Annotated in this window: 12 protein-coding genes and 1 pseudogene; 3 read left to right on the plus strand and 10 right to left on the minus strand. The window is 56.5% G+C overall.

Annotation, left to right across the window (positions count from 1 at the left end):
• Positions 1–11: 11 nt before the first annotated feature.
• From AACY26_RS14935 to AACY26_RS14955, 5 genes are all read right to left on the minus strand, one after another.
• Positions 12–848 carry an ABC transporter ATP-binding protein gene (locus tag AACY26_RS14935; protein WP_339515378.1) on the minus strand — a complete coding sequence of 279 codons (837 nt, stop codon included), beginning with the start codon at positions 846–848 and terminating at the stop codon, positions 12–14.
• Positions 836–1,639 carry an ABC transporter permease gene (locus AACY26_RS14940; RefSeq protein WP_339515380.1) on the minus strand — a complete coding sequence of 268 codons (804 nt, stop codon included), beginning with the start codon at positions 1,637–1,639 and terminating at the stop codon, positions 836–838. Before AACY26_RS14940 ends, AACY26_RS14935 begins: the two co-directional genes overlap by 13 nt.
• 71 nt (positions 1,640–1,710) lie before the next feature.
• Positions 1,711–2,694 (minus strand): ABC transporter substrate-binding protein, encoded by a 984-nt coding sequence (locus AACY26_RS14945; protein ID WP_339515382.1) that lies wholly within the window; start codon positions 2,692–2,694, stop codon positions 1,711–1,713.
• A 136-nt stretch (positions 2,695–2,830) separates the two neighbouring features.
• Positions 2,831–4,213 (minus strand): aspartate aminotransferase family protein, encoded by a 1,383-nt coding sequence (locus AACY26_RS14950; protein ID WP_339515384.1) that lies wholly within the window; start codon positions 4,211–4,213, stop codon positions 2,831–2,833.
• 59 nt (positions 4,214–4,272) lie between these two features.
• Positions 4,273–5,763, minus strand: a complete 1,491-nt coding sequence (locus AACY26_RS14955; RefSeq protein ID WP_339515386.1) for an aldehyde dehydrogenase — start codon at positions 5,761–5,763, stop codon at positions 4,273–4,275.
• Positions 5,764–6,150: 387 nt separating this feature from the next.
• On the opposite strand from AACY26_RS14955, the gene AACY26_RS14960 reads away from it, so the two are divergent.
• Complete coding sequence (locus AACY26_RS14960) at positions 6,151–7,074, plus strand: LysR family transcriptional regulator (RefSeq protein WP_339515388.1); 924 nt, start codon at positions 6,151–6,153, stop codon at positions 7,072–7,074.
• A gap of 150 nt (positions 7,075–7,224) precedes the next feature.
• Here the strand turns inward: AACY26_RS14960 and argE are convergent, their stop codons facing one another.
• The 4 genes and pseudogenes from argE to AACY26_RS14980 all read right to left on the minus strand — a co-directional run bounded on the left by argE (position 7,225) and on the right by AACY26_RS14980 (position 10,844).
• On the minus strand, positions 7,225–8,379 hold the full coding sequence (argE, locus tag AACY26_RS14965; protein WP_339515390.1) for an acetylornithine deacetylase: 1,155 nt from the start codon (positions 8,377–8,379) through the stop codon (positions 7,225–7,227).
• 24 nt (positions 8,380–8,403) lie between these two features.
• The gene (locus tag AACY26_RS14970) at positions 8,404–9,081 is read right to left on the minus strand and encodes a DUF1028 domain-containing protein (RefSeq protein WP_339515392.1); all 678 of its coding nucleotides are present in this window, start codon (positions 9,079–9,081) and stop codon (positions 8,404–8,406) included.
• Entirely contained in the window at positions 9,078–9,497 is a 420-nt protein-coding gene (locus AACY26_RS14975; protein ID WP_339515394.1) for a RidA family protein, read from the minus strand. The genes AACY26_RS14970 and AACY26_RS14975 overlap by 4 nt, the downstream gene beginning before the upstream one ends.
• A pseudogene (locus tag AACY26_RS14980) lies at positions 9,497–10,844 on the minus strand (flavin-containing monooxygenase). The gene AACY26_RS14975 and the pseudogene AACY26_RS14980 overlap by 1 nt, the downstream one beginning before the upstream one ends.
• Before the next feature lie 324 nt (positions 10,845–11,168).
• Here AACY26_RS14980 and AACY26_RS14985 point away from each other — a divergent pair.
• The gene (locus AACY26_RS14985) at positions 11,169–11,882 is read left to right on the plus strand and encodes a Type 1 glutamine amidotransferase-like domain-containing protein (RefSeq protein WP_339515396.1); all 714 of its coding nucleotides are present in this window, start codon (positions 11,169–11,171) and stop codon (positions 11,880–11,882) included.
• 34 nt (positions 11,883–11,916) lie between these two features.
• A complete protein-coding gene (locus AACY26_RS14990) occupies positions 11,917–12,873 on the plus strand; it encodes a LysR family transcriptional regulator (RefSeq protein WP_339515397.1) in 957 nt (318 codons plus the stop codon).
• Here the strand turns inward: AACY26_RS14990 and AACY26_RS14995 are convergent.
• A complete protein-coding gene (locus AACY26_RS14995) occupies positions 12,855–13,523 on the minus strand; it encodes an FMN-dependent NADH-azoreductase (RefSeq protein WP_339515398.1) in 669 nt (222 codons plus the stop codon). The genes AACY26_RS14990 and AACY26_RS14995 overlap by 19 nt on opposite strands.
• Positions 13,524–13,643: the final 120 nt, after the last annotated feature.

Genomic DNA, 13,643 nt, shown 5'->3' on the forward strand with positions numbered 1-13,643 from the left:
TGCAGTGGCGATCAGTGAGCTTCTTCGAGTTCGTCGTGTAGCAGGCCGAGGATCTGGCGTTTCATGCCGATGAACTGCTGATCCATTACCATGTCGAGGTCACGCGGGCGCTGCATGGGTACATCCAGCGTTTGCTTGATCCGGCCAGGCCGCGCGCCCATCACATACACCCGGTCACCGAGCAGAATGGCTTCGTCAATGTCGTGCGTGACAAACACCACTGTCTTCTTGCTGTGTTCCCAGATGCGCAACAGCAGCTTTTGCATTTGCATGCGGGTCTGGCTGTCGAGCGCGCCGAAGGGTTCATCCATCAACAGTATTTGCGGGTCATTGGCCAGTGCCCGCGCAATTGCCACGCGCTGCATCATGCCGCCCGAGAGTTGCTTGGGATAGTTATCAGCAAAGGGCGTCAGGCCAACCTCGTTGAGATAGAAATCCACCACCTCTTTGCGCTCGGCGCCAGGCATGCCTTTGCGCTTGAGGCCGAACTCGATGTTCTGGCGTACAGTCAGCCAGGGGAACAGCGTATAGCTTTGAAACACCATGCCGCGGTCTGCGCCAGGGCCGTCAACACGCTGACCGCCCACGTATATTTCGCCATCGCTGGGTTCAGCAAGCCCTGCAGTCAGATACAGTAGGCTGGATTTGCCACATCCCGACGGGCCGACAATCACTGCAAACTGCTGGTCCGGAACTTCCAATGAGACTGAATCCAGTGCCGTAAAAACGCCGCCTGACGGTGTGTCGTAACGTAGGCTGACGTTATCCACCCGCAGCCTGGCAATTGAATTGTTGGGTTCTGTTATTGGTGCCTGAATGTCGCGTCGCACTGCAGCTACTGCGCCCATGAAGCCACCTTTAAGCGTAAGAGTCGGAACAGTTGATCGGTCATCAGGCCAAGCAGGCCGATTATCGCGATCGCCAGAAAAATCACATCGACCTGAAAGCCACGCATGGCCTTCAAGCTCATGTAGCCCAAGCCGCTAGAGGCCGCCACCAGCTCTGCAACCACCAGGTAGGTCCAGGCCCAACCCATGGTTACGCGCAGGGTATCGAGAATCCCCGGCAACGAGGCTGGCCCAAGCACATGCATGACCACATCGCGGCGGCTGGAACCGAGGGTGTAGCTGGCATTGATCAAGTCCTTGGAAATGCCTTTTGACACGTCGGCGATCATCACCAACTGTTGAAAGAACACCCCAAAGATGATGACCGTCACGCGCTGTTCCAGGCCGATCCTGATCCACAAAATAAACAGCGGTACGAATGAGGTTACCGGCAAGTACCGGATGAAGTTCACCAAAGGCTCGAGCAGTGCCTGAACAATGCGAAAGCTGCCCATCAGCAGCCCCAGCGGTACAGCGACCAATGAGGAAACAACGAAACCTATGACCACCACTTCAACGCTGGCCAGCACATGTTTGCTCAATGTGCCATCGGCGCTTAGGCGCATCGCGGCGTCCATTACCGCGCCGGGGGTCGGTAAAAACATGGTTGGCACCACGCCGCCATACGAGAGTGCTGCCCACAAGCCAAAGACCAGAGTCCAGCAGGCGATGCTGGCGCTCAGGGTCAGGGTTGCGGGAAGCTCGACTTTTGGCGTCAGGCATCTTTGCAAGGTGGATTTTTGAGTTGCCATGCGGCGTCTCCGGAGCAATACGCAAGTGTCAGAAGGCCCGCCTTTGCCGTAACAAAGGGCGGGCAAAGAGGCTATGGCTTGACGAAGCGGGTATCGACCAAGTCGTCATAGCTGACGTTGTACGGCTTGCCCTGCAGTTCGCTCCAGGTTTCATTGGCCAAGGTTATGATGCCGGCGATGTCACCTTTTGCTTCAGCTGTACCGAGCAGCTTTTCACTCATGGCCTGGTCGTAGAAACGCACGCCTTTAGCGGCTTCAGCGAGTTCCTTGGGATCGGAAAGATAACCGCCAACCCCTTTGGCCATGATCTTGTAGGCTTCAGCAGGGTGTTCTTTGGTGTACTCAACCGCTTTGTACAGGCCGCTGACCAGCGCCTTGACGTCGTCAGGTTGCTTGTCGATGACATCACAGCTCAACGCAACCACATCGACGATCACGCCCGGCGTCTGGCTGCTGTCGATCAAGACCTTGCCCTGGTTCTTGGCGCGAACCATAGAAAGATGCGGCTCCCAAGTCACGGCTGCGGGAATACGCCCGGCAATAAAGGCGGTGGCGGCGTCGTCAGCGGTCATGTTCTGGATATCCAGATCAGCCATTTTCATACCTTTTTGCTTGAGCAGGTATGACAGCCAGAACTGTGAAACCGAGCCTTCATTGACCGCAACTGACTTGCCCTTCAAATCACTCAGGCTGGACACATCATTACCGACGAGCACGCCATCACCGCCAGCGCTTTCATCGAGTGCCGCAACAGCCTTGAAGCAGAAATCCTTGGAGCGGTATTTGAGCACTTCATCGATGGTCGAAGCGGAGCCCGACAATTGCCCAGAAGCTTGCGCCGCCATGTACATGGCCGCCTCCTCGATGGTGGTCAGCTCAACATCCAGGCCTTGTTCTTTGAAGTAGCCAAGGTCGCGGGCCAGATACAGGGTGCCGTAGCCGACCCAGGTGGTGTGCCCAATCGACAAGGTGCCGGCTTGAGCGGTTGTGGCTCCGGCTGCCAATGCAGCGCAGAGCAACGTTGGGGTCAAACAATTGCGCAAGGACTTGTTCATGGAGCACTCCCACAGCCTGTCGGCTTGTTGTTGGTTTAGTGGCAGGGCTGGTCATTTGACCGATAAGCGTCCGTTGCGCCAGCCATTGAGGCTGGCGCTGGAGTGTTTCCTGACCCTCTACGGGGCTTTTAAAGCGTTAAAGCAAACCCAGTTGCTGTGCAGTTCGATCCACTGCGCGGCGGGTTTTCTCGACCAGTTCATCCAGGGTTGCGTGATCGGCAACCAGTGCTGGCGCCATGATCATGCGGCCAAGGGTCGAGCGAATAATGACGCCCTCCTCAAATCCGAATGTACGGCATTGCCAGGTGATATCGCCTTCGTTGGCAAAGCGTTTGCGCGTGGCTTTGTCTTCACAAAACTGCAGCGCAGCAACTAAGCCCGTACCTTGAATTTCACCGATGAGAGGGTGGTCGGCAAACACCTCACGCAAGGCCTTTTGCAGATAAGGGCCTGTGTCGTTTTTGACTTGGCTGACAATCTGCTCATCGCGCAGCGCCTTGAGGTTGGCAATGGCCACGGCTGCGGCAACCGGGTGTCCGGAGTAGGTCAGGCCATGGGCGAAAACGCCGCCTTGCTCGACTAGCACTTCAGCCATGCGTTTGCTCAGCACCAAGCCACCCATCGGGATATAGCCCGAGGTCAGGCCCTTGGCGATGCTCAGGGTGTCTGGCTCAAAACCAAAATATTGATGGGCAAACCACTCGCCGGTGCGGCCGAAACCGCCAATCACTTCATCGGCGCAAAGCAGCACGTCGTATTTGCGGCAGATGCGCTGGATTTCTGGCCAGTAGGACTCAGGCGGGAAGATCATGCCGCCAGCGCCCTGGAAAGGTTCGGCAACGAAAGCCGCGACGTTTTCAGCGCCGAGTTCGAGGATCTTGGTTTCCAGTTCACGGGCAGCCTTCAAGCCGAACTCGGCTGGGCTCAGGTCGCCGCCTTCGGCGTACCAGTAAGGCTCACCAATGTGGGCGAAGTCAGGCAGCATGCCACCCATTTCATGCATAAAACCCATGCCGCCCAATGCGGTGCTGGCCAGGGTCGAGCCGTGATAGCCGTTCCAGCGGCCGATCATGATCTTCTTCTGCGGCTTGCCGAGAATCTGCCAATAGCGACGCACGGTACGGATCAACACCTCGTTGGCCTCGGAGCCTGAGTTGGTGTAGATCGCGTGGCTGTAATGAGCGGGCAACAGGCTGAACAACAGCTCGGAAAGCTCGATTACCGCTGGGTGCGTGGTGTGGAAAAACATATTGTAGTAAGGCAGCTGCTCAAGCTGCTGGGTCGCCGCCGCAGTGAGGTCTTTGCGGCCGTAACCCAGGTTGGTGCACCACAAGCCAGACATCCCATCGAGGTAGCGTTTGTCGTCGTTGTCCCACAGGTTCAGGCCCTGGCCTCTGACCATGACGCGCGCGCCCTCTGCGTTCAGCGCCTTCTGGTCGAGGAATGCATGAATGTGGTGAGCCGCATCCAGTGCCTGATAATCCTCGGTTGTGCGTTTGGGGGTGAAGGGGGCAGTCATTGCAAAACTCCTCTTAGAAACCTCTGAAAAATTACTGCGCTACCTTTTTCAGCGGCTTCTTAGCGCAGCTGAAACCAAGTTGTTTTTAGTTGGGTAAATTTATCGAATGCATGTAGCGACAAGTCACGGCCAAAGCCGGATTGCTTGCCGCCACCAAAGGGTACGGTGACATCCAGCGCATCCACGGTATTGACTGAAACAGTGCCTGCCTTGAGCCGCTTGGCGACTCGGTGGGCGCGGTTTAGATCATCGCTCCACACCGATGCGGCGAGGCCATAGATACTGTCATTGGCGAGCTTGATGGCTTGTTCTTCGGTGTCGAAGGCGATTACCGCCAGCACGGGGCCAAACACCTCTTCGCGGGCGATCTGCATGTCACTGCTGACGTTGCACAAAATAGTCGGCTCGATAAAGTTGGCCGAGCCGTTGAACTCAAGTTGATTGGCGCCACAGACGACTTGCGTGCCTTGCTCACGGGCTTGTGCGATGTAATCGAGAATGCGCTGGGTCTGGCGTGAGTCGACGATGGCCCCGGCAGCGCTTGCCGGGTTAAGCGGATCTCCCGGCAGCCAGGCGCGGGCTTTAGCGATAAGCAGCTCAACAAACTGATCATGAATCGAGCGCTCGACCAGTAGTCGCGAGTTGGCCGAGCAGACCTCGCCCTGGTTGAAGAAGATGCCAAAGGCAGCCTTTTCAGCGGCCAGTTCCAGGTCTTGGCAATCAGCAAATACCAGGTTGGCGCTCTTGCCGCCACACTCCAGCCACACCTGCTTGAGATTGGACTGCGCAGCGTATTGCATAAAATACTTGCCCACCTCGGTTGAGCCGGTGAACACCAGGCTGTCGACATCCGGGTGTAAGCCCAGGGCTTTGCCTGCGGTTTCACCCAAGCCCGGCACCACATTGAGTACGCCAGCGGGAAGCCCCGCCTCAAGCGCCAGTTCAGCTAGGCGCAGGGCCGAGAAGGGCGATTGTTCTGCGGGCTTGAGCACCACGCTGTTACCGGCCGCCAGGGCGGGTGCTAGTTTCCACGCGGCCATGTCCAGCGGGAAGTTCCAGGGCACCACGGCACCGATGACACCGAGCGGCTCGCGGGTGATGGTCGCCAGTGTGTTGGCGGCGGTGGGCGCGACTTGGTCGTAGAGCTTGTCGATACTTTCGGCGTACCAGGAAAATACATTGGCCGCGCCCGGTACATCGATATTCCAGGCATCCATGACCGGCTTGCCCATGTTCAGGGAGTCGAGCAGTGCCAGTTCTTCGCGATTTTCCAGCATCAGTGCAGCAAGCTTTTGCAGCACGGCCTTGCGTTCGGCCGGCGCCATGCGCGCCCAGGGGCCAGTTTCGAATGCTTCGCGCGCAGCACGAACGGCCAGGTCAATCTCGGCTTCACCGCAGGCACTCACCTCGGCAAGCACTTGTTGGGTCGCAGGGTTGATGGCGCTGAAGGTTGCGCCGGATGCAGGGGTGACCGGTTGGCCTGCAATCAGCGCGGTGGTGATAAAACGTTGCTGCTGCGCACGTTGTTGCCAGTCACTGAGTTCAAACACCGGATTAACCCTCGCTCACCGCCCAGACTTAATAGGCGTTATTGATTGCAGTGGGACGATGGTGGCTGATGCGCGCGTCGAGGAAAATTATTAAATATGTCTTCGGGGTATATGAAAAAGCTGGTTAAGCCAGCACCAATAAGGAGCGCCATGCATGGCGATTGTGCAGTAAGGTTGACGGACGGTGTTTTTAGCCTTGCGGTTATACGCCCGGCCAGCGTGTGGCTGGCTTGAACGGTCAATATAATCAATAAAAGCAGTGAGTTATTTGCGTTTCAGCCAGGCAGGGCGTGTAAATTGCTTGCACAGGCCGATGCTTGAATCTTAAGTAATTAAACACTGCATTGCCCCATCCTGGTTCGACCGGATGGCCAGACGAGGTTTATCGTGGCGGCTTATACCCTGCGTCAATTGAAGTATTTCGTAACCACCGTCGAGTGTGGCAGCGTGGCCGAGGCATCGCGCAAGCTCTACATCGCGCAACCCTCGATTTCAACCGCGATCAAGGGCTTGGAAGAAAGCTTTGGCGTGCAGCTATTTATTCGTCATCACGCCCAGGGCGTATCGCTGACACCGAGCGGCGCGCGCTTTTATCGCAAGGCGCAAGAGCTACTGCGCATGTCACACGAGTTCGAGCAGAACGCGTTGGCCGACAACGACGTGGTCTGCGGACAGATTGATATCGGTTGCTTTGAAACCGTCGCGCCCTTGTATTTGCCGGGTTTGATTGCGGGCTTTCGCACGCTTTATCCAGGCGTGGAAATCCGTATCTTTGATGGTGAGCAGCAGGATTTGGTGCAAGGCCTGACGGGCGGTCGCTTTGACTTGGCGATTCTGTATCAGCACGACCTCGATGGCACCATCGAAGTTGAGCCGCTGATGCCGCCGCAGCCGCCTTATGCGTTGCTCCCTGAAAACCACCGCTTTGCCCAGCAGGCACAGGTTTCCCTGCGTGACTTGGTGCTGGAACCAATGATTCTGCTGGATGTGCAGCCCAGCCGTACCTATTTCGTCAGCCTGTTCGAGGAGCTTGGCCTGAGCCCGAACATTGGCTTTAGCTCGCCTTCGATCGAAATGGTGCGTGGCATGGTTGGCCAGGGCTTTGGCTTCTCGATATTGGTCACCCGGCCGCGTTCGGAATGCACCTACGACGGCCAGAAAGTGGTGATGGTTGATATCAGTGAAACGGTCACCGGCTCAGGCTTGGTCGCCGCCTGGCTGAAACGGGCGCAGCTAACCAAACCGGCGCAGTTGTTTGTCGATTACTGCAAGGCGCATCTCGCGCCACCGACTGTGACAAGTGGCGGATAGAAAAGCGCTATCCGCCCTACGGGAATTGTCGTTGTAGGGTGGTCAACGCGCAGCTTGCCCACCACTAGGTACACGCTGAAGTTCTACAACTCAAGCCACCATGACAGATGTCCGTGGCTGTTAATGGCGGATAAAAAAGCGCTATCCGCCCTACGCTGCTTTTAACCACTGTGCCAAACGACTGAGCATGGCGTCGCACTGTTCAAGCTGTGCAATGCTGATGAACTCGTCTGGCTTGTGCGCTTGCTCGATACTGCCGGGGCCGCAGACCACGGTGGCAATTCCGGCTTTATCAAACAAGCCGCCTTCGGTGCCGAAGGCTACCGTGCTGAAGTCATCGCATTGGCTGAGCAGGGCAATCAACTGTGCGGCAGGACTTTTGGCGTCGGTTGCCAGGCCCGGATAGGCGGAAAGTTGGCTGAACTCGATGGACGTTTGCTTATCCACGGCCTGCATTTCCGGCAGTAACTCATCCTTGGCGAACTGCTGCATTTGGTCTGCGACTGTTTGCGGGTCGTCGGATGGCAGGGCGCGGACTTCGAAATCAAACTGGCACTCGGCAGGGACGATGTTCAAGGCTCGCCCACCGCTGATCATACCGGTTTGCACGGTGGAGAATGGTGGATCGAAACGTGGGTCGTGCAACTGCGGCGCGCGTAAGTGCTGGCCGATTTCACCGAGCTTGCCAATCAGCTTTGCTGCATATTCGATGGCGTTGACGCCTTGCGGCGCGTAGGCCGAGTGACACGCCGCGCCCTGAATATTGCAGCGCATGGCCAATTTGCCTTTATGCCCCAGCACCGGTTTCATCAGGGTGGGTTCACCGATGATGCAAACGCTGGGTTTATGCGGTCGTTGTTGCAAATCAGCCAGCAGGGAGCGTAGGCCCAAACAGCCAACCTCTTCGTCGTAAGAAAACGCAAAATGCACGGGTTGCTTCAGTGGTGCGGCCAGAAACTGCGGCACTGCGGCCAGTACGCAGGCAATAAACCCCTTCATGTCAGCAGTGCCGCGACCAAATAAGTGGCCGTCGCGTTCGGTCATGGAGAAGGGCGGCAAGGTCCAGGCCTGACCCTCGACCGGCACCACGTCGGTGTGCCCTGAAAGCACCACGCCGCCCGCGATATCCGGGCCAATTGTGGCGAACAGATTAGCCTTGCTGCCTTCGGCATTGAAGAACAGCTGGCATGGGATATCGAAGCCTTTGAGGTAGGTGCTGATAAAGTCGATCAGCGCCAGGTTTGACTCACGGCTAACAGTATTGAACTCAATCAACCGGGCCAGTAATTGACGGCTGCTTTGCATGGCTAATCTCTCCCGAAGCTGGCGTTACTCGTCGCCGGGTACGCCGTAGGTCGGGGCTTTGGTCGGGTCGAGTGCGCGGATCACATAGTCCTGCATCTGTGGGCGATAGGCTTGCCAGAGCTTATTCAAGTCTGCAATAGGGTCTTGCTCTGACCAGTCTACTCGCAGATCAACAATTGGCCAGAGCAGGTCGCTTACCACCGACAATGCAGCCGAATGCACCGGTCCTGCTTCGCCACCGGCACTCATTGCCGCACTCATCGCACTTAACAGGCGATCGGCAAGGGCTTCGCCCGCGCTGTCTTCGAAGGCGCGAACCATGGCTTCGATCACCGCCTGGTTACTTAAAAGATTGCCTGCCGCTACGCAACCTTCACCCGCCAGAGCATGGTTGATCCCCAGTGCCTTGCTGCCGGTGAAGTGTGCGGTTTCACCGTCCATGTCGATCACTGTGACTTGGCGATACTGGCTGTAGCCGTGGCGTGAAAGCGCCTTGTCCAGCGCGCTGGCGGCAGATTCGCCTCCTTCGAGCAGGTCAAGGATTTCCGGGCCAAGTGCAGGCAAAGTGATATTTTGGGTGGAAACCGCGCCAACCGAGCTTCTCAGCCAGGGGCAACGTGCGCCGACCGCGATGCTGGATGAGCTGATGGCAATGCCCAACTGGCCGGTTTCTGGGCAACGGCCGACAATTGAAAAGGTCATGCTTGCTCCTCAGGGATTACCGCAATTACGTCAATTTCCATCAACCACTGCGGCTGGCCAAGTGCCGAAACCACCAGTCCGGTTGAGATCGGGAATACGCCCTTGAGCCATTTACCGACTTCCTGATACACCGGCTCACGAAAGCGCGGATCGGTCAGGTAAGTAGTGGTCTTGACGATGTGGCTCATGTCGCTGCCCGCCTCTTCAAGCAGTTGCTTGACGTTTTTCATGGCCTGCTCCGCCTGTGCCCGCGGATCGCCCATACCCACCAGGTTACCGTCAAAATCGGTGCCAACCTGACCGCGTACATAAACGGTGTTGCCCGCCCGCACAGCCTGGCAGAGGTCGTTATCCAATGACTGGTTGGGGTAGGTGTCTTTGGTGTTGAACATGCGGATGCGAGTGTGTGTCGGCATCAGCTGACTCCCATGATACGAAAGGATTGCGCGTGTGAGTCGCCTTCAGCTTGACGCTGCGCGGCATCACGGTAGTCGCGGTATTTGTGCTGCGTGACGATGTGATCAGCAATATGTTTGGCGTCGTGCCAAACGCCCCAGATAAAGGTCGAACCGCGACGTGACAGCCAAGGCAGGCCAAGGAAGTAGATGCCCGGTTCGCTGGAGACACCGCGTTGATGCCGGGGCTTGCCTTGGGCATCGAAGGCATCAACCTTTAGCCAGCTGAAATCAACTGCATAACCAGTCGCCCAGATGATCGAGCTAATGCCTGCCGCAGCCAGGTCCAGCTCAAGAATCGGCTGGGTGACGCATGCCGGGTCCGGGTATTTCTTGCGTGCCTCGGGCTCTTGCGGCAGGTCGAGCTGATTGCGTTCGATATAGGCATCGGCAGCGTCAAGCAGGGCCAGATAGTTTTCATCGCCGCGCGCCAGGTTCTCGGCAAGGTCTGGTTGAAAGGTTACAACACCATTATTGAAGGCTTTGGTCAGGCCAACCAGGGTCATGCCTTGGTTGGCCAGGTTGCGAAAATCAATGGTCTGGCCGCCACGCGCGCCGCTTACTGCAATGGTTACGTGCTCTTTGCCCGGTTGCGCGGCTTCTGCATCCCACTGGCCAAGCACGCCCAGCCACCAGCAAAAATCACGGTTGCGATAGCTGCGGGGCGGACGATCGTGGGCACCCACCGAGAGGTAAACCTGTTTGCCAGAACGCATCAGCTCATCGGCGATTTGCACCCCGGAGGAGCCCGCACCAACTACCAGCACCGCGCCTTCAGGCAATTGTTGCGGATTACGATAGTCTGCCGAGTGCAACTGGTGGATGTTGCTATCTTTAGGCGCAATTGGCGGGATTACCGGACGCTGGAAAGGGCCTGTTGCGGCAACCACGCGATTGGCTTCGATGACGCCTTCAGAGGTTTCGATGGTGAAGCCGGGGCGGCCGTTATTGCGCACCACTTGCTTGACTTCCACGCCCGTGCGGATCGGCGCGTTGAAGGTTTTGGCGTACTCGACGAAGTAATCCGCCACCTGTTCCTTCGGTGCAAAGGCATCGGGGTCGAGATCAAACTCAAGGTTTGGAAAACGGTCATGCCATGCCGGGCCGTTAGCCACCAGTGAATCCCAGCGCCCTGTTCGCCAGGCCTCGGCGATACGGTTGCGCTCCAAAACAAGGTGCTCCACCCCAAGCTTGCTCAGGTGTTCGCTCATGGCCACGCCTGCTTGGCCAGCGCCAACGACAAGCGTATCGATTTGAATGTGTTCAACTGTCATATCTGAGCCCATGTGGAAGGCGGGACTGATTCAGGTCAAGACGCGGCCCTTACTGACGGCGCCGAACTGCCTACAGCTGCATTCTGTCCACCGGGGCGGATTAGCGAAATTATGTTTTTTGTCGTTGTTGCTTATCTAAAAGCTGCTTTGCCTCGTGGCTATAGGCTTCTAAGCCACTGCTTGCAGGGGGAAAGGCTCAGGTTAAGCAACGCGCATCGACACCTGGGATGGTCGATAAGCCTGCGAATAGCTCAGGTGGAAAATAGTTCGTGGCTTGAACGACCCCATACAACTGATGTTGCTGGACGCTACACTGGCGCCAGCCCCGATTATCATTGTTGAATCAAGGACATCCAGCGTGAAGGTTATAACCATTGGTGGTGGTGAAATTTCTGAGTTGGAAACGCTGGATTTGGATGCGTTTATTTGCAGCCAGACAGGCAAGTCCAATCCAAAAGCGCTGTTTATTCCCACGGCAAGTGGCGATGCCGATGGCTATTGCAAGACTTTCCAGCGTATCTATGGTGACCGCCTGGGCTGCGAAGTCGATTTCTTGCTGGCCACAGGCCCAGGCTTTTCTCATCAACAAGCCGTACAGAAGATTCTGGATTGCGACTTGGTGTACGTCGGCGGCGGTAACACCCAGAGAATGCTTGCCATATGGCGAGACTTTCGCATTGTTGAGGCTTTGCGCCAGGCTGGAGAGCGCGGCACCGTTCTTTCAGGATTAAGCGCTGGTGCAATTTGCTGGTATGAAGCCGGGCTAAGCGACTCGGATCGTTTCACGGCAGACTCGAACTGGAAGCTCAAACGGCTGGACGCCTTGGGTTTTCTGCCTGGTGTATTTTGTCCACATCTGGATAAAGAGCAGCGCCATGCCCCTTTGCTAGAGTTAGTGCGCACCTCAGGTGAAAGGGCGATTGCTTGCGATAATGGTGCGGCAATCTATTGGCAAGATGGCGTCGCTCAAGTGCTTACCAGTCTCCCGAACGCCTATGCCTACATCTACACAGAGCAATCAGGCGAGGTTAGCGTGGAGCGGTTTAGCGCTGGGCAGAAATTACCTTTGTAGGTCATTCTAAACAGTCAGTTGCCAGGAAAAATCGATGCGCAAAATACCTCCATTGAACTCCGTACGTGCATTCGAGGCTGTGGCGCGTCACCAGAGTTTTTCTGCTGCGGCCGACGAACTTTCTGTCACGGTTGCGGCGGTTAGCCATCAAGTTCGCCAGCTTGAAGATGGCTTGGGGCAAAAGCTGTTGGAAAGAGGCCGTTCGGTCAGCCTTACAGCTGCTGGCAAGACGATCTATCCGTTGTTGCGTGATGGTTTTGATCAGATCGCCCAGGCCTTTGCCCTGCTCGCCGCGCCAAAGGCGAAGGACACCATTGAGGTGTCTACCACTCGCGCATTTGCCGAGCGCTGGCTGATGCCGCGCCTGGCCAGGTTCAACGCGATTTATCCCAACCTTGTGGTGTCGATTCATGCATCGGAAAAGGTTGTCGATATGCGCAGCGCTGCGGCGGACCTAGCGATTCGCTATGGTCCGGTCGATGCCGATGCTCGGGGGACGGTGCTGTTTGCGGACAGCTACATTGCCGTGGCGCACAAAAGCATCTGTCCTGCCGGTCGACAGGCGCGGATTGACGATTTTTATAATCGCCCACTGTTGGCGTTCAAGTGGAAGAATCAGGCGCTGTCAGTTCCGTCGTGGGCTGCTTGGCTTGCTCAGGTTGATCACGATAGCTCCCTTGAATTGCGCACTTCTTGGTACAGCGAGGAAACCCTGGCGCTGCACGCTGTTGAGCAAGGATTGGGCCCATTGCTGTGCAGCAAAGTGCTGATTGAGGATGGGTTACGCAGCGGGCAGATATGTCGGCTGGAAGGGCCAAGCCTGCCAGGTTTTTCTTACCATCTGGTCGAGGGCGCAGCTTATGCCTCGCACAACAGTCTTGCGTTGTTCAAAGACTGGCTGCTGGGTGAAGCCGCCTCATTCAGGGAAGGCGTCCTGGATGAGGCAGGAATGCCGGGCAACGACACAGGCACTCAGGCTGGCGAAAGCTGAGGCTTTTTCTCATCAACCAGTTGCTTCACCAAGCTCGGGACAGTGTTGAAAGCCTCGGTGATGGAGGCTTGATGTCGAGTATCACCAAACTCCTGATAGTCGATGGAAATGGTGTGGGTTTGATTCACGCCCAAATAGTGCGCGCAGGTCTGGATGTGAGTGTCCAGATGGTTCATGGATTCGCGAATGCCGCCTGGGCCAAAGCCGAACTCTCCACGGGACGACAAAATGACCAGTTTCTTGCCGGTCATAATAGGTTCCAGCGGGTAATCACCGCGCCCCAGGTCAAAGCTGAAGGTCTTGCCGATACGAATCACGTTGTCGAACCAGGATTTGAGTTGAGCTGGCATGCCGTAGTTGTACATTGGCGTACCAATGACAATGACATCAGCGCGGTCTAGTTCCTCGATCAACTCATCAGAGATACGCAGCGCCTCGCGTTTTGCATCAGTCATATGCTCTGCGGGGGTAAATACCGCTGCAATCCAGTCCTCGGTTATAAACGGCGGCGGGTTGCGGCCAATGTCACGCACAATAACCTGTGCATTGTCATCGTGTTCAACCCAGGCATCGACAAATGCCTGCGAGAGTTTACGGCTCAGGGAGCGTCCAGAGCGAACGCTGGCGTCAATATGCAAAAGTGTTGTCATGGCTGTGATCCTGTTTTATGTGAGTTTGAATAAACTCAAGGCATAAACAAGTTGGCCATAACTTAACGCGGTCTGACTATTGAGTTTTGTTTGGGGTGAGTTAAGTAAAACTAAAGAGGT

This window comes from Pseudomonas sp. RL_15y_Pfl2_60, from assembly GCF_963970595.1.
Taxonomy (GTDB): domain Bacteria; phylum Pseudomonadota; class Gammaproteobacteria; order Pseudomonadales; family Pseudomonadaceae; genus Aquipseudomonas.